Below are 19,014 nucleotides of genomic sequence, written 5' to 3' on the forward strand. Positions count from 1 at the left end.
TTACCATTTCTTCTTCAAGCCTTTTAGTTATTGAAATCGAAGATCCCGGGTTCGTTTGCCCGAGCTGAACCGAATCGGCAGGGAAGCGATTCGGGAACAACCAATCTACTACTTATCTCTTATCTACATCTGGAGCAGGATCGATCACCTTCTCTCTTCAGAGCGAGTCACGAGAATCGGGAAGAAGAAGGGCGTAAGGTAGGAAGGCCAATTGGAAATTGGTAAGAATATTAGGGTGGAATTACAAATCCCACCCAGTCAAATAGACTATTCGACTACACCCAGACGGGGGAATCCTGTATGCCCGGCTGTCAATCTATCTGGTGTACTCTTGGGTGATCCATCTTATGGTAGTGTTTCATTTATATCAAGCCAGTACTATCTCCCTTGATGCTCCCTTAATCCTCCCTTGCAGTTCCCTTACGTCTCCCAGTGATTTAGGGAAGTTCAAAGGAGAAGCTAGGGCGGAGCAGTGGTGAATGGTAAGCTTTGGTAAGGCTTCAAGTCGACCTTTCTACGATGCTACTCCGATGGTATATCGAAGAAGCTATGTTTTTAAACCCGACATGTTTGAAGTTAAAGTCAAGTTGAAATCCGTAAATGGATGCTATATCTGAGAGTTTAATCTAGCTATTGATATTCTGATATATGACTCTGCTTTCTGTTTTTACTAATAATGAAACGAGGGCCCCTGATATTTTTACAGCATGTTTTTGAGAAGACTGATGGTCAATAGAACAGTAACAATAGTAGCCTTTACCCAGCTTTTCCCGACAGGAATTATTTCCGTTTTCCGTATTATTCAAATAATTTTAAGAGAGGGTGTTCTGTAGACTTGAAACTTGGAGTAAAAAATTGGTGGGGTAACTTTTCAAAGCGCGATTAAATACCAAATAAAAATAAGGGAAGGGGAGATTGGGTAAAAATTTAATGTGATTATCCGCAATGATGCCATTTGCCTTAGATTCTTTGCTTATGTGGTCGGAAGACCGATGACCGAAGACTCCCGCATTGGCGGGACAGGCTGAAGTGACCTCAATTATAATTTTGAACAAATTCTAGATTGCTTTTCCCTCTTTACTGGTAGAAAAGCGGATATACATAAAATTAAATTTTTATTTTGTTAAAATATAGTTAGATCTTTTTTGATACCTAAGAAACAACAGATGAAAAAAACACTACTCTCTGCACTGATTTTTACCTTCGGAATCAGTGCTTCTTTCGCACAAGACGATGCTGCAGAACTTGCCAAGAAACTAGCCAACCCTATCGCGTCCTTGATATCTGTTCCTTTTCAGAACAATACAGATTATGGGATAGGTGATTTCAAAGGCAGCCGCAACACTATGAATATCCAGCCAGTGATACCAATTTCGATGAGTAAAGACTGGAATATGATCACAAGAATAGTGATTCCTGTGGTCACACAATATAATATCACTTCTCCGGGAGAGAAGCAATCAGGACTTGGAGACGCAGTGATGTCTGCCTTTTTTTCACCAAAAAACTCTGAAAAATTGACTTGGGGTGTAGGGCCTGCCTTGCTTTTGCCTATAGGAACGAATGATTATCTGACCACCAAGAAATTCGGAATGGGACCAACCGCTATAGCGCTGAAATAGGTAAATGGCTGGACTGTTGGTGGCTTGATCAACCAACTTTGGTCGGTTGCTGGAAATGAAGATAGGCCTGACGTAAGCCAGATGTTTGTTCAGCCTTTTGTGAATTATAACTGGAAATCCGGCGCAGGAATAGGAGGTAACTTGGAGTGGACGCAAAATTGGAAAGCCTCAACTGCTACAGTTTGGTTGAATCCGACCATTTCTGCGGTGACCAGTCTGGGTAAGCAGAAAACTCAATTTGTGGTAGGTCCTAGATTAAATCTGGCCTCTCCTGATGGGGGCAAAGCTGATTGGGGATGGAGAGCTGTAGTGATCTTTCTGTTTCCAAAGTAATGTGATTAGTATCAGCTATTAAGCGATTGCAGTCATCCCGTTGGCCTTACCCTATTTACCCTTGTCGAATAACTTATCGGACAGCCTCAGAGAGCGGCTTATAATATGCTTTCATTCAACTTTACGCCAATTTTTTATCGATTCAACTTCGATCTTCCAACGATAGTATATCGAAGGAGCATCGAAGGAGCATCGGAGAAGCATCGAATAAGCTACTGATTTGCCGACTTTAATTTCTTACTAAAACCAAGCAGCAAAGGGGATGAGAGAATACCTCTGAGTGCCTTAGATTAGTCGTTATAGGTGAATACTCTTTTGGAAGAAAGTTCAGTTATCAATTAGGAATTATCTGATAGGATTTCAGATCAAATTGGTTGAGCTAGCTATGCTAAAATCCATATCTAAAATTTGAAAAATCGGAATATTGAGGTAATTCTAGTACATAGTGCCCCGTAGTAAATGCGAATAATCACCCTTTTTTGATTTTAATCGCTTAATTTTTAGTCAGTACTCTGATTTTAATCTAATTTTATCTAGACATTTTCACACCAGCAAGAGGAGCAAACCGTAGGCAGTAAAGAGCCCACCGAAGAAGATATGGAGGCGGAAGACATTGAACAATCCGAAAACTCAAATGCCACAATGGCTAGAGAGCTTGAAGAAGTTCCTGAGGATACCGATCCTGCCGTTCAGAAAGATAACAGTAAGATGCTGATGCGTAAAGTAGATGATGATCCATCGCTGTTTTTGAAAAGGAAATTTGCCTACCAAGTGAAGAAGGATAGCATAAAACCAAAGGCGCATGAAAGGAATTGGTAACTATAGGCAGCTTTTCTTGATATTCTTACTTGCCTTCATTTCTGTTGAAGTGCAGGCTCAAAAGCTTTGGGCAGAGCTTCATATAAATCCAAGCAATCCCTATTTGGGGCAGCCTGTGGAGGTGAATATATTTATCTACTCTTCCACCTGGTTTACTACAGCTCCAGACTTGGGCAATATCAAAGTTCCGGGAGCTTTCTCCTACTATTTAAGGTCGGTTTCGGTGTCCAAACAAGAAGGAAGTCAGACCTTTGCAGGTGTCCAGTTGATTTACAATATATTTCCTTACACGGACAAAGATGTAGTTTTTCCTGATTTGAATATAGCGCTGGAGTCCCCCGAGGTCGGAGATTATAAAGGGAAAAAGCATGTCATCAAGGCTAAAGGGAAAACCATCAAAGTAAAGCCAATTCCATCAAAATTCTCAGAGAATGAGTGGCTCGTGGCTAATGGACTAAGTGTCTCTGAGCGTTGGTCGGGAAATAGGGCTAAGGTCAAAGTAGGTGATGTGGTGGAGCGAACAATTTCCAGAACTGTTTCCGGTACAGTCTCTGAATTAATTCCCCCGATAGAATGGGATAGCATTGCAAATGTTAGCTTGTATCCTTCGCGTAGTGAGGTGTCAAATAATCAAACAAAGACTTCTATTTCTGCATCCAGAACAGAAAAGATGCGCTACCTCTTCGAGAAAGAGGGGGAGGTCATCTTGCCCGAAATGGTATTTACCTGGTATAATCCCTACAGAAATCAATTGTACGAGCGAACCCTGAAAGAAGTGAAAATTCAGGTCGAAGCAAATCCAGGTTTGGGAGTATTGGCTAGTGTAAGGGATTCCTTGGCGATGATTCAGGAAGAGATTGTATCTGAAGAAGCTGAAGATCAGCCCTTGACAATATTGGGGATGAGCCTTGAGAAATTTGCAGGAGTGGTTGTTATAGGAATACTAGTATTGATTTTACTTTTCAAAGCGCTTCGCAAATTCGTCAGCATTTTGAAAGAGAGAAGAGCGGCATATTTGATTTCGGAGGAATATTATTTCCATGAATTTAAAAAAGCGGCTCATGGGAAAGACAAAAAAACTACTGCGGCCAAGCTTTATCGATGGATCGATGCCCTTGATCTGGAGGAGCCTAGTGCCGCATTTTTTGCAGAGATGTATGGTTCTGAAAGTTTGCAGAGGCAGGTAGCAACAATGGAAGCTAAATGGGGAAATGGAAATCAGTTTTCAGGTCTGGCGATCAAAGAATGGGAATTCGCCAGGCATAACTATCTGAACCGTGGTGTGGTGGTAGATTCCGGATGGATTAATCCTTAGCCAATAGACTTTAGCGAAGATGCTTTGGTACTTGGCCATCCATTTCTTTCCACTTTTTGGTGAAAAATTTCCGCACTAATAGTTTGGCACTTATACCTACTGCCGCCGTTATTGCAGTATAAAGAACTACTTTTCCGAAGGATGCTTGATCTGTTTCTGGGTTTTTAGGCGCAGGATCTCCTGTAACAGCTTCGTATCTGTTGTCTATGGCAGCTTTTGCTAATGCAGCCACTCCTAGAGATAAGGCTGCGGATAAAATTGTGAATTTATTCTCTGATAGTTTCATATCTCCTTTTTTCTAAAAATCTGCAAACTCTGTGCGCAAACAGTTATAGAATAATATGATTATCCGCAATGATGCCAGTCACCTTAACTTTTTTGCTTGTCAGGTTGGATGACCGAAGACTTAGTCCACATCGTTGCTCACCATATCAAACGTCTCTCTTACTTTAGGCTGAAAGTTCCACTTCAAGGCTACGGTTGGCCCGTAATACACGTCAAATTGAGTTCCGCTGCTGCGAAGTTGCATTTGAGCAATGATCCCAGTTAATACAGTTAAGTTTTTAGTAAGTCCTGCGGAGTAATAAACCGATTGCCTTAAGATGTCAAAATGGTCTTTTGCATAATCCTTTGGAGCAAATTTGAACATGACCTCAGTGTAATAGGAAATATTGTGCGACTGGAAGATTGGATTCTCACCTTGATTCAAGTAGTGGTTTACTCCGAATCTTCCTCTTATTCTAGGGATTGTTCGCTTGATGCCATTCTTATCTTCAAAGAATTTGGTTTCAAATCTAACTTGCTCGAAAATACTTCTTTGGGCATTTTTTGCATGTAAGTTCCCATGAGGATCAGTCGCCTTTCGAGAATTTCAGGGTTACCGGCCTCTACTATTTCATATTTCTTATTTCGGGCGTAACCCACATAAAATTTCATATGCTTGAATCCTGAATAGATCAACCAAGGTCTAACCACAAAACGCTGCACATATGCATAAGGATTTGAATTGGAATACGCGCCCTGTGATACCAATTGAAGGTCTACTTGTCCAGATATTTTCCATTTCTCCAAAAGTGGAAATGCAACATCAATCTCGGAAATTGAGGCAGGGATAAAACCTACTTCATAACCGGGCTCTGATTGAGCCATTAAGTTATTAGACAAGAAAAATTGAAGTAAAAACAAGCAGCAAGTAGTAAATACTTTGCGGACTTTCGGTTTGGTCGAGTAACTCCAGGTTTGTATCATTTTCTATTGAGAGGGAGTGTTTAGTATGCCTAGCTCTTAAATGGTAGCTATTTTTAAATCTAGGATAAAGTTGGTTTAATTAGATGTGATCGAATACCCATCACTATCATCAGCTGGGCGATAGCATAAGTGCCCATAATGATGATACCTGCATCAGGAATGGGGAGGTAAAATTTATCCAGAGCAATAACTCCATCAGAAATAAAGAAGAGAATAGCTCCAATGAATACTTGCCAAAATGAAGCTGGATTACATTTCCCATAGCGCTCTCTTGCAGTGGTTACCATACTTACTATCACTATAATGTAGATAATCACGGGGATTTTCAGTGCGCCAAGATTCGGGTTGATCATGTAAAAAGTAAAGGCCGCCAAAAAATAAACCGGGAGATTGATAAAGAAGGTCTTTACAAAGTTCACATTAAGGAGAGATTCCGGAGCTTTTTGAGCTACCTTAAATCCTATGATATAACAGACATGGGCCAGAAGGAAGGCGCCAATTCCATATATAAAAAGGTGATCCCACAAAAGTAGAATATCTCCAAGCAGGGAAAATATCAAAGCACCTAAAATAGATTTGGATAGTAAAGTAGAGGAAATTGGTTTAGTAATTTGGTAGAAATATCCAATCAACCCCAATATAATCAGAGGTTTGGAAAAAAATCTTAGCTCTAATTTTTGCTCCAGAATAAAAGCTAAATCAATTAAAGTCGCGAATAAAAACAGGTAGAGCCAAAGGATATTTTTCTTTTTCAAATGATGGATAATTTTGAGTAATTTTTAAGAGACATAATTTTTAAATAGGTTGTTCCATATTTTCAGAATAAAATACTGATAATATTGAGAATTTCAATTCTTGGGTGACTGAGGTTCTTCTGAAATTTTATTCTAAAATAAGTCTACTTTTCTAGGTAAAAGGAATGTGTAACAAAACTTTTTGGCCTTTTGGCAGAATATTATTCACCTTTCTATGTTAAGAAATAGTTAAAATTAGTGAAATTTGTAACGCAAAACTTAACGTTATGTACCCATAGATCATCGCGGGTGAATTTACCTTTGCAGGGAATAATTTCAAACCAGTTTATATCAAAACGTACAAATTATGAGGAAAAATTTACTTAAAATTTTGGTTTCACTCGTATTGGTAATAATTGCCACTATTGGTGTATCCCAAGCACAAGTAACTACCAGTTCTATTGTAGGACTAGTGGTTGATGCACAAGGGGAGACACTTCCTGGAGCGAACGTTGTCGCTACACACGTGCCTTCTGGTACGCGTTATGGTGCTGTCACTAACTTAGACGGCCGATTTACCATTCCTAACATGAGAATTGGTGGTCCTTACACTATTCAAGTTAGCTTTATTGGATACCAAGCTGCTTCCTACAGCAATGTGGTTCTGAGACTAGGCGAACCTTATGCGCTTTCAGTTACGCTAAACGATGATAGTACGGAACTTGGCGAGGTGATCGTTTCTGCATCAAAATCTTCGGAATTTGATTCTAACAAAACAGGTACTTCTACAAGTATTTCTACCAAGCAGTTGACTGACCTTCCTCAGATCAACAGATCTGTTACAGAATTTACTAGATTGACTCCTCAGGCGAATGGTACTTCTTTCGCTGGTCGTGATTCCAGATATAACAATCTTCAGGTCGATGGAGCAAACTTCAACAACGGTTTTGGATTGAGCAGTAACCCACTTCCAGGTGGAAATTCTCAACCTATTTCTTTGGATGCGATCGAGCAAATCTCTGTGAATATCGCTCCTTTTGATGTAACTCAATCTGGTTTTACTGGTGCAGGTATCAATGCTGTAACACGTAGCGGTACAAATACATTTACTGGTTCTGCATATTTCTTCACCAAAAACCAGGACTTGCAAGGAAAGAAAATTGGTGATATTGAGTTGGAAGCAACGGATGCTGCTACAAATAACTTCGGTTTTAGACTAGGTGGTCCAATCATCAAAAACAAATTATTCTTCTTCGTCAACGCTGAAAGAGAAGTGAACACTGGAGCAAATGCTTCTGGAGCTAACCTATGGAAAGCATCTACAAATGGTGTAGCGGATCCAGATAATAACATTGCAAGAACTACTGTAGCTGATCTTGAAGCAGTACAAAGCCACCTGATCAATCAGTGGGGATATGATCCAGGTAGATACCAAGGATTTGCGAATGAAGCAGAACAGTTTAGCACCAAATTTTTGGCTAGAATTGACTGGAACATCAGTGACAAGCATAAGCTAGCTGTACGATACAACCAAGTAGTAGGTACTTCTCCTCAGATTACTAACGGATCTTCAGGTCCAAGACCTAGAACTCCGGGTTCTGCACAAAGAGTTAGTCAAAACTCTATGGCTTTTGAAAACGCAGCTTATGGCTTCGAAAATACAGTAAGGTCTGTTACTGCTGAATTGAACTCATATTTCAGCCCTAAGATCTCTAATCAGTTCCTAGCAACTTATTCTAAAATCCAAGATACCAGAACTACTCCAGGAGCTGAGTTCCCAATGGTGGATATCTGGGATGGCGGCGGAAGAGGTGATGGCGATGCCAATTACATGAGCTTTGGTACGGAGCTATTCTCTTATAACAACGATGTGATAAATGATAACTTCTCTTTTATCAACAACTTGACTTATACTGAAGGTCGTCATACGGTCACTGCAGGTGCAGCATTTGAGATCCAAAAATTTGGTAACTCTTTTGTAAGAATGGGTACTTCCTATTATAGATATGCTTCTGTTGAAGATTTCTTGACTACTGGTACGCCAAATGAAGTGGCACCAATCATGTTCGGTTTGACTTACCCATATGAAGGACAAGAGACTTACGCTAGAGTGAACTTTGGCTTGGCTTCTCTATACGCTCAGGACAAATTCGCTGTAAACGATCAATTGACCTTGACTCTAGGTTTAAGAGCTGAGTTACCAATTTATTTGAATGATCTTACTCCAAACGAAGCGATCAATGATCTTACTTTATTGGATACAGATTATCAGCCGAAGAATTACGATTCAGGAAGCTGGCCTAAATCCCGCGTAATGCTGTCTCCACGATTTGGATTCAACTATGACGTAATGGGTGATAGAAGCCTAATCATTAGAGGTGGTACAGGTATCTTCTCTGGTAGAGTTCCTTTCGTATGGTTGACAAATATGCCAACTGGAGCAGGTGTTTTGCAAAACACTGTTGAGCCTGGTAGTTATGGTGAGGTTGCTGGATGGATTGGAAATGTGTCTTTCCAGCCTGAGAAATACTATTACGTAGAGAACCCGCCTGCAGGTGGAGAAAATGTTTTCATCAAGAATCCTACTCAAGGTGCACCAAACTCATTTGCTTTGGTTGATACAGACTTTAGAATGCCAATGGTATGGAGATCTAGTTTAGGAGCTGATTACCAGTTGGGTGATTCTCCATTTATGTTAACTGCTGATCTCTTGTATACCAAAGACATCAATGGGGTATTCCAATTCGGAGCGAACAGAGCTATTTCTCCAAACAAAATGAATAGTGCTGGAGATGACAGAGAGGTTGTTTTACCCGGTACTAGCGTAGCTTATAACTCAGCAATGGGTGCTAATAATGCAACTATCCTGACTAACACTGATGTGAAAGGTCATGCTGTAAGTGCAACAATCGGTTTGTCAGTTCCAGAATACAACGGCTTCTCAGGTAGCGTATTCTATACGTACTCTGCAGCAAAAGAGGTTAGCTCCAATTCTGGATCTAGTGCAAGTTCTGCATGGGGAGCTTCTCCAAACATTAACTCTCCAAATGATCAGCGTCTGAATATCTCTGATTTTGCTTTGCCAAATAGAATAGTGGCAAACATGAGCTACAGAGTGGAATATGCTAACTTCCTTGCGACTACAATTGGTGTGTATTACACAGGAGGAAATCAGGGCAGACTTTCTTACACGTATGGAAACGACCTTAATGGAGACGGTATTAATGCTGATCTTCTTTACATTCCTGAAAATACCGCAGACTTCAATTTTGTTGACATCGTCTCTAATGGTACTGTAGTCTATACTGCTCAGCAGCAAAGAACTGCCTTCGATCAGTATATTGCGGACAATGACCTTGAAGAGTACAGAGGTGGATATGTTCCTAGAAATGCGATCATTCAGCCATGGTTGAGCAGATTCGATGTGAGAGTACTACAGGACATCTTTACTAATATCGGTGAAAGAAGAAATACACTTCAGGTAAGTTTAGACGTAGTAAACTTCGGTAACCTGTTGAATAAAGACTGGGGAATTTCACAAAGAACAAACGGAGCTCAGAACCTTCTTTCTCGTTCTGGCTCAGTTAGTGCAAACCCTAACTATGTGATGAACCAAGTTTCTGGCGAATTGCCAACAACACCATATCAGAATGTAAGTAACTTCTCTACTACCTGGAGCATGCAGTTAGGCTTGAGATATATCTTCTAAATACAAAAAATCCATAAGTCTAAAAGCACCTCAGTCTTGGGGTGCTTTTTTTGTTTATTCTAGCTGTATTTCTTTATTTTAAGGGTTTAAATTTTATGACTATGAAAAAAGGTTTACTGTTTTTAGTATTTGTTTTAGCATTCTTTTTTGAGTCCTCTGGGCAGACAGATTCACTTTTGCTAAGTAATGGCAATCTGATTGTGGGTGAGATAAAAAGTATGGACAAAGGTGTTTTGACTATTGAGACGGATTATTCAGATTCAGATTTCAAAGTCACTTGGGGAGAAATTAGAGAAATAGCTTCCAAGACTAAATACCTTATTACACTTTCCAACGGCAAACGTTACAACGGTACGCTCAACAGCATAGATAGTATCCGGGCTGAGATAGACACCTATGACCCGGAAAGTATACTCAGGAGTATAAGAGGTAAAAGAACGGAGACAGAGCAACCAATAGGTGGCAAAGAGCTTGTAAACCTATCGGAAATAGTCTATCTCAATGCGTTGGATGAAGGCTTCTGGAGCAGACTATCCGCTAATATTGATTTGGGATGGAGTATAACGAAAGCAAATAACCTAACTCAATTCAATATTAGATCAGGCTTAGGATACCTAGCAGATAGATGGAAAGCCAGTTCGTCCTATAATTCCCTTAGATCCACCCAAGATGAAGTAGCGGATGTCAAACGAACGGATGGAAGCTTCGCATTCAACTATTTCTTGCCCAAAGATTGGTTCTTGTTATACAACTTCACTTACCTGTCTAATACCGAGCAGCTGATCAAAAGTCGAGTAGGTAATCAGATCGGTTTGGGAAAATATTTGATCCACACCAATAAAACTTACTTCGGGTTTCAGACAGGTATCAACTTAAACTCTGAATCCTATTTCGATGAAACCCCATCCAGAAATTCTGGGGAAGCTATGATAGGTGCGGAGTTGAACTTGTACGACATAGGAGACCTGACCTTACTCACCAACTTGATGGCCTATCCCAGTTTGACGGAGTCAAATCGATTCAGAACGGATTTTAAGCTTGACGTCAAATACGATTTCTTGGATGATTTCTATGTGAAGGTAGGTACCACAATGAACTTTGATAATCAGCCGATTGAAGGAGCTACCAAACTGGATTACATTTTCCAGACTACTGTAGGCTGGGAGCTTTAGACTTGACTTCTGTTCGTGTATTAAAAATGCCTGATTTCATTACTGATTTCGGGCATTTTTGAGTTGAGTATCCTGTATTTTTTCCATTGATGGCAAAGATTTGCCTTCAGTATGTTTTGTTACTTTTTCCTGTATTTACTGAGTTATTTTTGTATTCTGACAACCTTAAGAATGATCCCGAGGTTAACCTACCATGTTGTATTATAAGATATTTTCTCATTCGGTGAGTAAAGAATGGGTCGTGTTTATACATGGTGCAGGAGGATCCTCTGCGGTATGGTTTAAGCAGCTGAAGGATTTCAGGGAAAAGTATAATCTGCTACTGATAGATCTTCGGGGGCACGGCAAGTCAGCCGATCTGCCTCAGCAGATTTACAATGAGGAATATACCTTCACCGGAGTCACGAATGACGTTATTGAAGTGCTGGATCACCTGAATATTCCACCGGCTCATTTTATGGGGGTTTCTCTGGGTACAATCATAGTCCGACAGCTAGCTGAGCTAGAAAAATGGCGAGTTAAATCACTAGTATTGGCTGGCGCAGTGACTCGACTGACCGTTCAGTCCAGAATACTGGTTACGCTAGGGAGTACGTTCAAGCGAGTGATTCCTTACATGTGGCTGTACAGGTTATTTGCCTTTGTGATCTTACCGAGGAAGCAGCATGCCGAATCGAGAAACTTGTTTGTCCAAGAAGCCCAAAAACTATGTCAGAAGGAATTTATTCGCTGGTTTCAGTTGACTAAAGATATAAATCCGCTTCTGAACTATTTTAAGGAATCTGATCTAGGAATTCCTACACTTTATGTAATGGGCGATCAGGATGTCATGTTTTTGGAGCCAGTCAAAAAAATTATAAAAACGCATAAAAGCTCAGTATTGAATATTTTGAAGAAATGTGGACATGTAGTGAATGTTGAAAGACCTGATGAGTTCAACAAACTTTCGCTCGCATTTATTCAAAATCAACACATTTAAGCATATTATTTTTCTCAATGAAAAAGCAAACTAAAGTCCTATTGATCATTGCAGTTATTGTGATTGCTGCTGTTGCATATTTCTACCCAAGAATGGACACCCGTAATAGTAATGATACAGGCGTCGCTTCGGTGGGTGCAGGCCCCGGTGCCCCATCTGATTTGCAGGTGAAAGTCGTAAAACTAAAGCGTGAAACCTTGAGGAATCAGCTTTCCATTACCGGTACTATTTTGCCAAATGAGTCAGTGGATCTGCGTACTGAGATTACTGGTTTGGTTACCAAGATTTCCTTTAAAGAAGGTCAATATGTAAGTAAAGGAACACCTTTACTTTACCTAAACGACGATGAGCTACAGGCTCAATTCCAACGTCTTCAGTTTACTCAAAAGCTCTTCGAAACCCAAGAAAATAGACAAAAGCAGTTGTTAGCACGTGAAGCGATTAGTCAGGAAGAGTATGATATTGTGCTCAATGAATATAATACCACACTTTCTGATTTGAAATTGGTAGAAGCTCAGCTTTCTAAAACGATCATTAGAGCTCCTTTTAATGGGATCCTGGGTTTGAGGCAGGTGAGTGAAGGCTCAGTGATAGGTACTAATGATGTGATTGCAAATTTTGTAAACATAGACCCAATCAAAATTGAGTTTTCTGTTCCGGAGCGCTATGCCAATCAGGTGACTCTAGGCTCTCAAATTTACTTCACTAACGAATCTTCCCCAGAGGAGGAGGTAGGAAAAGTCTATGCTTTTGAGCCACAGATAGATGCTGCTACTCGTACATTGAAATTAAGAGCAGAAAGTCCAAACAAGGACCGCAGGTATTTACCTGGAATGTTCGTAAGAATTCGTTTTGTACTGGGAGAAACTGAAGATGCGCTGATGGTGCCATCAGAATCAGTGGTTCCGGAATTGCAAGGCTATAAAGTTTTCGTAGTTGGTGCCGATAACAAAGCCGAGGAACGCTCGGTAGAAATAGGTACTCGTACAGATACGCATGTTCAAATCACTAGTGGGTTGGACGTGGGAGATCTGGTACTCACCACTGGTGTATTGCAAGCAAGGACGGGAACCCCTGTTGAATTCACACAAATCAACTAACATGTCGAGCTTATCAAATGTAAGTATCAACAGGCCAGTTTTGGCCATCGTGATGTCTCTAGTCATCATGCTTTTTGGTGCCATAGGTATTACACTTTTGGGAATAAGGGAATTTCCAAGTGTTGATCCTCCAGTCATAAATGTGCGGACAACCTACGTAGGAGCTAATGCAGATGTCATTGAAGCTCAGATCACTGAGCCGCTAGAGGAGGCAATTAACGGTATCCAGGGGATTAAATCCCTGACATCGACGAGTAATGATGGCGGAAGTAGCATCACGGTAGAATTTGACGTGGGAGCTGATCTGGAAGCTGCAGCCAATGACGTGCGTGACAAAGTTTCGGGTGCTCAGCGAAATCTTCCTCCTGATGCGGAACCTCCAGTAGTTTCCAAAGCTGATGCTGATTCGGAGCCTATCGTTTTCTTGAACGTTAAAAGCGATGAAAGAAGTCTTTTGGATCTCTCAGATATTGCAGAGAATATTTTCAAAGAAAGACTTCAGACCATACCGGGCGTGAGCCGGATTCAGATTTGGGGTGAAAAAGAATATGCGATACGTCTGAGGATGGACCCGCTAAAGATGGCTTCTTATGGAGTTACTCCACTAGATGTGCTTTCCAAAGTGCAAAGTGAGAACGTCGAATTGCCCTCCGGGAAAATTGAAGGAGAGACGATTGAGCTGTCTGTTCGAACAAAAAGTAGATTGAGTAGCCCTCAGGAATTCAATGATCTGATCATAAAAGAGGATCAAAACAACATCGTGCGTTTTCAGGATGTAGGGAAAGCAGAGTTGGCTGCCCTTAATGAACGCAGTATTTTGAAGCGTGACGGTGTACCTATGGTGGGTATAGTGTTGGTGCCACTTCCTGGATCTAACAGTATAGAAATTGCTGATGAATTCTATAGGAGATTGGAATTTATCAAAAAAGATTTGCCATCTGATGTTGGGTTAGAAATTGGATTTGATAAGACAAACTTTATACGAAGCTCCATATCCGAAGTAAAGGAGACGATTATTACAGCCTTCGTACTCGTTGTAGCCATCATCTTCCTATTCCTGAGAGATTGGCGAACTACTTTTATTCCAGTTCTGACAATACCGATCTCTCTAATTGGAGTATTCTTTGTCATGTACCTGATGGACTTTTCTATCAATGTACTTACGCTCTTGGGGATTGTACTTTCGATTGGACTCGTGGTCGATGATGCGATCGTAGTATTAGAGAATATTTACTCCCGTATTGAAAAAGGAGAAAATCCACAACAAGCAGCCGAAAAAGGCTCTGAGGAGATTTTCTTTGCGGTAATTGCTACTACAGTGGCGTTAGCAGCAGTATTTCTTCCAGTGATCTTCTTAACGGGTACAACTGGCCGACTTTTTAGAGAATTCGGTGTAGTAGTTGCCGGCGCCGTGATCATCTCTTCTTTTGTGGCGTTGACGATGACTCCCATGTTGAGTTCAAAACTTCTCAAGAAAAGAGAGAAGCATAATGCCTTTTACAATTTTACCGAACCTGGCTTTGTGTGGATAAATGACAAATATGATCGAGCACTCGCCTGGTTTATGCAATTTCGTTGGGTGTCATTTTTATTGGTAGGTTTTATGGGATTTGGCATTTATTGGCTCTTTAACGAGATTCCAACCGAACTTGCTCCTACAGAAGATAGAGGTGAAATCGTAATCAGAATGTCAGGTCCAGAGGGGGCTACTTTTGGATATATGGATCGTGTAATTGACCAAATGGTAGCTGATTTTGGCGAGGATTACCCTAAAGACGAGGTGAGAGGCATGGTGTCAGTTACCTCTCCCGGTTTTGGATCTTCAAGTACAAATTCAGGTTTCATGCGATTTATTTTAACAGACGCTGAAGACAGAGAAAAAACCCAAGGTGAATATTTCAATGAAATAAATCAAAAGCTTAAACAGTATACCGGAGTAAGAGCTTTTGCTTCTCAAGCACAATCCATCGGGAATAGCCGTGGAGGTCTTCCTGTTCAGTATGTTTTGCAGGCGCCAACACTTGATAAATTGAAGGAAGTGATACCTACTTTCATGGAAGAGGTAGGCAAAAGCCCTGTGTTTATTTTCTCTGATATCAACTTGAAGTTTACCAAACCTGAGCTTGAAATCGAGATAGATAGAGAGAAATCAAGAAATATTGGCGTGTCAATTCAAGAAATCGCCAGGACATTACAGCTATCTTATTCAGGACAAAGATTCGCCTATTTTATCAAAAATGGTAAGCAGTACCAGGTAGTTGGAGAGATGAGGTTGGAAGATAGAAATGAACCTATAAATCTAAGAATGCTGTATGTACGCGCAGAGAATGGTTCGTTGGTTCAGCTGGACAACCTAGTCACTGTCACAGAGAAAAGCACTCCGCCTCAATTGTATAGATTCAATAGATTTGTTGCGGGTACTGTTTCTGCCAATTTAGCGGAAGGTTATACCATTGGTGACGGGTTGGATGAAATGGACCGTATAGCTGATGAGGTATTGGATGGCTCATTTACTACCGATGTGTCAGGTCCTTCCAAGGAATTTAGAGAAAGCTCAAACAGCTTATTATTCGCATTCCTTTTCGCGTTGATCCTGATTTATTTGGTGCTTTCAGCACAATTTGAAAGCTTCTTAGATCCACTTACCATCATGTTTACGGTGCCACTCGCAATCTTTGGCGCATTGCTTACTTTATGGTCATTTGGGTTTACGCTGAATATTTTCAGTCAGATTGGTATTATTATGCTGATAGGTCTGGTGACTAAAAATGGTATTTTGATAGTAGAATTCGCCAATCAACGGAAAGCCACCGGAATGTCAGTTCATGAGGCGATTTTTGGAGCAGCAGTGGCTAGATTCAGACCGATTTTGATGACTAGTTTGTCTACCATTTTGGGAATTTTACCTATTGCACTTGGGTTAGGTGCAGGTGCTGAAAGTAGAGTTCCAATGGGCGCTGCCGTTATTGGTGGTTTGACCTTTGCGACTATATTGACCCTTTTTGTGATCCCAGCAATTTATACTTATCTCACTTCCAAAGAAGGAAGATTAGCCAGAATTTAATGAAGAATCTTAGCCTATTGCTCTTACTGAGTATTGTTGGAACAAACCTATTTGCACAAAGTAGCGAATCTCTGGATTTGGAGAAAGCGATAACTATTGGTTTGGAGAAAAATCTAGATATTAAAATCGCAGTAGAAACTGTGGAAATTCAGGAGGGAAATCAGCGAATTGGAACTGGAGATTATTTGATGCCGATTGTGGACGCTACCTATACCCGGACTTTTAGTAATGAAGATGTGGAGCAGGTATTTGCCACAGATCCTAACCCAAGAACGATTGACAATGCGAAATCCAGATCTAAGAATTTTAGCGTAGTCGGCATTTATGGATTTCGACCTGAGAGCTTTATTGTACTGAAACGACTTGGTGTCTTGACAGAAATCTCCGAATTGGATGCTAAGATCGCGGTAGAAAATACAGTAGCTAATATTTCATCGGCATACTATCGATTAGTATTGGAGCTGCAGCGGCAAAAAGTTTTGAAGCGCACCTTGGATTTGAGTAAGGCTAGATTGGATATAGCTGAGGCTCAATATTCCTTGGGAGGAGCGGGTAAACGCGACTTTCTCACTGCAGAAGTTGATTACAATTCCGATTTGAGCTTGCTGCTAGGACAGGAGCAGGTCATCCAAAATGCCCGTGTGAATCTAAATGAACTGATGGCGTTGAATCCTGAAGAGCAGTTTATGATCAATGACACCATCACAGTAGGTGAACCCTTACTTTTACAGGATCTGGTAGAAAATGCATTCTTAGAAAATAAAACCTACCTTATTGCTCAGCGCCAAGAAAATGTTGCCTTTCTACAATTGAAAGAATTGCGGGCTAGTAGGCTTCCAGTTATTAATTTGAATGCCACCTATGCAACCAATACTTCCAATTCTGACGCGGGAATTCTTACTCAAAATCAGCGCTCTGGATTCAATTATGGGGGAAATATTGCTTTAAATGTTTTCAACGGGTTTACCCTGAATAGAAGGATTCAGAATGCCAAGGTACAGCAGAAGATTCAAGGTTTTGCTGTAGATCAATATGAGATCCAACTTCGATCTGATATTCATAGGGCTTTTAATACCTATACCACTAATCGCAATCTACTGGAGGTGGAGCAGAAGAATTATGCTGTTGCGAAAGAAAGCTCCGAAATCGCTTTAGAAAGGTTCCGATTGGGAATTGCCTCCTATTTGGAATTTAGAGATGCACAGGTGAATTTGCTTACAGCTGAAAACCGTTTGATTACATCTATTTATAATATTAAAGAGCAGGAAATCGAATTGAGACGCCTGTCCGGGAAGATTTTCTTCGATAATAGTTTTGAGGAATTAGACCTGCCTACAGAAGATTAATACTGAAAGGAAGGCTATTACGATAGTCTTCGTTTTAATATTTGCTTTTTTTAACGAATGCTTATTTTTTCCTTTGGCATAGCATTTGCCAAATGGGCTTTCGTGTAACATCCAGAGTCTTACGACTCTACTGAATGAAAAAAGCAATAATTCTATTTTCCTCCCTTTTAATCCTTCTCCTCTTTGGTGTGCAATGCACTTTTATTGAGAAGCATTTTGGGCCTATTTCCAAGGAAGATACATACGTACTTGACCTTCCAGGAATTCAGAATAGGGGATTTATTCGAGCTGCGGTGGATAATAATTCAACAGGTTACTATATCTACCGAGGACGAAGAATGGGCTACGAATATGAGTTGCTTCGTGACCTTGCTAAGCGATTGAATGTTCAGTTGCACCTAGTATTGGTTTCAGATATTGATCGAGCCTTCGATTATTTACAGGAGGGAAAAGTGGATTTAATTGCCATGAACCTTGAAAAAAGCATAGAACGCTCCGAGAAAACCTCCTTCTCTCTTCCCCTTGGGAAAATGAATACAGTTCTGGTGGGAAATGAAAATTCCGGCAAAATCACTTCTTGGGATCAACTTGCTTCAGATACAATCTATGTGCGGGAGGGTGCAGTGTACAAAAGTCAACTGTGCAATCTTAAAGATTCTCTTCAATTAAAATATACTATTATTCCAACCCCTGATCACGAAGAAACACTCATTGATAAAGTGGCTGAAGGTGAAATCAAATGGACCATAGCTGATCAAAATATTGCTCAAGCCAATGCCACTTATTATGGAGGTTTAGATATCTCATGGAAAGTGCAAAAGGAAGGAGATGTGTCTTGGGTAGTGCGGGAAAATGCTCCAAAACTCCTTGTTTCATTGAATAAGTGGTTGGAAGAAAAGCAAAAGAGATTTATTCCAGACCTCTATGCCAAGTACTTCCTGAATTCTAAGAATAGTTATTTCAGGAGCAACAGTCCATTTTCTTCCTTAGCGGGCAATCAGATTTCTGTTTACGATGAGATAATCAAAGGTGGTGCTGAACAGTTAGGTTGGGATTGGCGCTTGCTCGCTTCGTTGGTTTACAAGGAGTCGAGATTTGATACGGTAGCTACTTCTTATGCTGGTGCGAAAGGCTTACTGCAGCTGATGCCAGTTACATTAGAAAGATTTGGAGTGGAAAATCCAAATGATCCAACCCAGTCACTAATGGGAGGGGTTCGGTACTTAAGATACCTGGATAAGTTCTGGATGGAAAGAGTTCCCGATACTTCAGAGCGATTGAAATTTGTTTTGGCTTCCTACAATATCGGTCATGGTCATGTAGAAGATGCTTGGCGATTGACGCTGAAGTATGGTAAAAACACTCAGTCTTGGTCATCGGTTTCTGAGTTTTTAGAGCTAAAAAGCGATCCCGATTATTACCGGGATCCTATAGTCAAAAGTGGCTTTGCCAAAGGACATCTGGCAGTGAATTACGTGAAGGACGTCATGAGCGTGTTCGAATCCTATAAAGCGCTGGTGCAGCCTTAAGCACCTTCCTAAAGCTTTCCTGCCTTGGTCTGTGTAACACAGAC

Annotated in this window: 16 protein-coding genes; 12 read left to right on the forward strand and 4 right to left on the reverse strand. The window is 40.6% G+C overall.

Features of this window, described 5'->3' with window-relative positions; all coding sequences use genetic code 11:
- Nucleotides 1-30: 30 nt before the first annotated feature.
- The 5 genes from QOL76_RS14160 to QOL76_RS14180 all read left to right on the forward strand — a co-directional run bounded on the left by QOL76_RS14160 (nt 31) and on the right by QOL76_RS14180 (nt 4,089).
- A complete protein-coding gene (locus QOL76_RS14160) occupies nt 31-225 on the forward strand; it encodes a hypothetical protein (protein ID WP_283413625.1) in 195 nt (64 codons plus the stop codon).
- Between the two features lie 941 nt (nt 226-1,166).
- Nucleotides 1,167-1,622 carry a hypothetical protein gene (locus QOL76_RS14165; protein WP_283413626.1) on the forward strand — a complete coding sequence of 152 codons (456 nt, stop codon included), beginning with the start codon at nt 1,167-1,169 and terminating at the stop codon, nt 1,620-1,622.
- 24 nt (nt 1,623-1,646) lie between these two features.
- Nucleotides 1,647-1,955, forward strand: coding sequence for a hypothetical protein (locus QOL76_RS14170; RefSeq protein WP_283413627.1), 309 nt, complete (start codon nt 1,647-1,649; stop codon nt 1,953-1,955).
- Nucleotides 1,956-2,552: 597 nt separating this feature from the next.
- Nucleotides 2,553-2,774: a hypothetical protein gene (locus tag QOL76_RS14175; protein ID WP_283413628.1), complete on the forward strand. Its 222-nt coding sequence runs from the start codon at nt 2,553-2,555 to the stop codon at nt 2,772-2,774.
- Nucleotides 2,758-4,089, forward strand: a complete 1,332-nt coding sequence (locus QOL76_RS14180; RefSeq protein ID WP_283413629.1) for a hypothetical protein — start codon at nt 2,758-2,760, stop codon at nt 4,087-4,089. Before QOL76_RS14175 ends, QOL76_RS14180 begins: the two co-directional genes overlap by 17 nt.
- Before the next feature lie 10 nt (nt 4,090-4,099).
- Here the strand turns inward: QOL76_RS14180 and QOL76_RS14185 are convergent, their stop codons facing one another.
- The 4 genes from QOL76_RS14185 to QOL76_RS14200 form a co-directional block, all read right to left on the reverse strand.
- Entirely contained in the window at nt 4,100-4,375 is a 276-nt protein-coding gene (locus tag QOL76_RS14185; protein WP_283413630.1) for a DUF4235 domain-containing protein, read from the reverse strand.
- A 120-nt stretch (nt 4,376-4,495) separates the two neighbouring features.
- The gene (locus QOL76_RS14190) at nt 4,496-4,798 is read right to left on the reverse strand and encodes a hypothetical protein (protein ID WP_283413631.1); all 303 of its coding nucleotides are present in this window, start codon (nt 4,796-4,798) and stop codon (nt 4,496-4,498) included.
- Between the two features lie 26 nt (nt 4,799-4,824).
- Nucleotides 4,825-5,238, reverse strand: a complete 414-nt coding sequence (locus QOL76_RS14195; protein ID WP_283413632.1) for a hypothetical protein — start codon at nt 5,236-5,238, stop codon at nt 4,825-4,827.
- Nucleotides 5,239-5,396: 158 nt separating this feature from the next.
- A complete protein-coding gene (locus tag QOL76_RS14200; RefSeq protein ID WP_283413633.1) occupies nt 5,397-6,092 on the reverse strand; it encodes a lysoplasmalogenase in 696 nt (231 codons plus the stop codon).
- Nucleotides 6,093-6,438: 346 nt separating this feature from the next.
- On the opposite strand from QOL76_RS14200, the gene QOL76_RS14205 reads away from it, so the two are divergent.
- The 7 genes from QOL76_RS14205 (at nt 6,439) to QOL76_RS14235 (ending at nt 18,970) form a co-directional block, all read left to right on the forward strand.
- A complete protein-coding gene (locus tag QOL76_RS14205) occupies nt 6,439-9,780 on the forward strand; it encodes a TonB-dependent receptor (protein WP_283413634.1) in 3,342 nt (1,113 codons plus the stop codon).
- Between the two features lie 101 nt (nt 9,781-9,881).
- Nucleotides 9,882-10,952: a DUF481 domain-containing protein gene (locus QOL76_RS14210; protein WP_283413635.1), complete on the forward strand. Its 1,071-nt coding sequence runs from the start codon at nt 9,882-9,884 to the stop codon at nt 10,950-10,952.
- A gap of 193 nt (nt 10,953-11,145) precedes the next feature.
- Nucleotides 11,146-11,931, forward strand: coding sequence for an alpha/beta fold hydrolase (locus QOL76_RS14215; protein ID WP_283413636.1), 786 nt, complete (start codon nt 11,146-11,148; stop codon nt 11,929-11,931).
- Between the two features lie 17 nt (nt 11,932-11,948).
- Nucleotides 11,949-13,031, forward strand: a complete 1,083-nt coding sequence (locus QOL76_RS14220; protein ID WP_283413637.1) for an efflux RND transporter periplasmic adaptor subunit — start codon at nt 11,949-11,951, stop codon at nt 13,029-13,031.
- A gap of 1 nt (nt 13,032) precedes the next feature.
- Entirely contained in the window at nt 13,033-16,095 is a 3,063-nt protein-coding gene (locus QOL76_RS14225; protein ID WP_283413638.1) for an efflux RND transporter permease subunit, read from the forward strand.
- Entirely contained in the window at nt 16,095-17,441 is a 1,347-nt protein-coding gene (locus QOL76_RS14230; protein WP_283413639.1) for a TolC family protein, read from the forward strand. Before QOL76_RS14225 ends, QOL76_RS14230 begins: the two co-directional genes overlap by 1 nt.
- 134 nt (nt 17,442-17,575) lie before the next feature.
- Complete coding sequence (locus QOL76_RS14235) at nt 17,576-18,970, forward strand: MltF family protein (protein WP_283413640.1); 1,395 nt, start codon at nt 17,576-17,578, stop codon at nt 18,968-18,970.
- Nucleotides 18,971-19,014: the final 44 nt, after the last annotated feature.

Source organism: Algoriphagus winogradskyi (assembly GCF_900182815.1).
In the GTDB taxonomy this organism is placed as follows: domain Bacteria; phylum Bacteroidota; class Bacteroidia; order Cytophagales; family Cyclobacteriaceae; genus Algoriphagus; species Algoriphagus winogradskyi.

Coding starts and splice junctions, on each gene's coding strand:
- QOL76_RS14165 (WP_283413626.1), top strand. CDS start 1,167: ATGAAAAAAACACTACTCTCTGCACTGATTTTTACCTTCGGAATCAGT.
- QOL76_RS14175 (WP_283413628.1), top strand. CDS start 2,553: ATGGAGGCGGAAGACATTGAACAATCCGAAAACTCAAATGCCACAATG.
- QOL76_RS14180 (WP_283413629.1), top strand. CDS start 2,758: ATGAAAGGAATTGGTAACTATAGGCAGCTTTTCTTGATATTCTTACTT.
- QOL76_RS14185 (WP_283413630.1), bottom strand. CDS start 4,375: ATGAAACTATCAGAGAATAAATTCACAATTTTATCCGCAGCCTTATCT.
- QOL76_RS14195 (WP_283413632.1), bottom strand. CDS start 5,238: ATGGCTCAATCAGAGCCCGGTTATGAAGTAGGTTTTATCCCTGCCTCA.
- QOL76_RS14205 (WP_283413634.1), top strand. CDS start 6,439: ATGAGGAAAAATTTACTTAAAATTTTGGTTTCACTCGTATTGGTAATA.
- QOL76_RS14210 (WP_283413635.1), top strand. CDS start 9,882: ATGAAAAAAGGTTTACTGTTTTTAGTATTTGTTTTAGCATTCTTTTTT.
- QOL76_RS14215 (WP_283413636.1), top strand. CDS start 11,146: ATGTTGTATTATAAGATATTTTCTCATTCGGTGAGTAAAGAATGGGTC.
- QOL76_RS14220 (WP_283413637.1), top strand. CDS start 11,949: ATGAAAAAGCAAACTAAAGTCCTATTGATCATTGCAGTTATTGTGATT.
- QOL76_RS14225 (WP_283413638.1), top strand. CDS start 13,033: ATGTCGAGCTTATCAAATGTAAGTATCAACAGGCCAGTTTTGGCCATC.
- QOL76_RS14230 (WP_283413639.1), top strand. CDS start 16,095: ATGAAGAATCTTAGCCTATTGCTCTTACTGAGTATTGTTGGAACAAAC.
- QOL76_RS14235 (WP_283413640.1), top strand. CDS start 17,576: ATGAAAAAAGCAATAATTCTATTTTCCTCCCTTTTAATCCTTCTCCTC.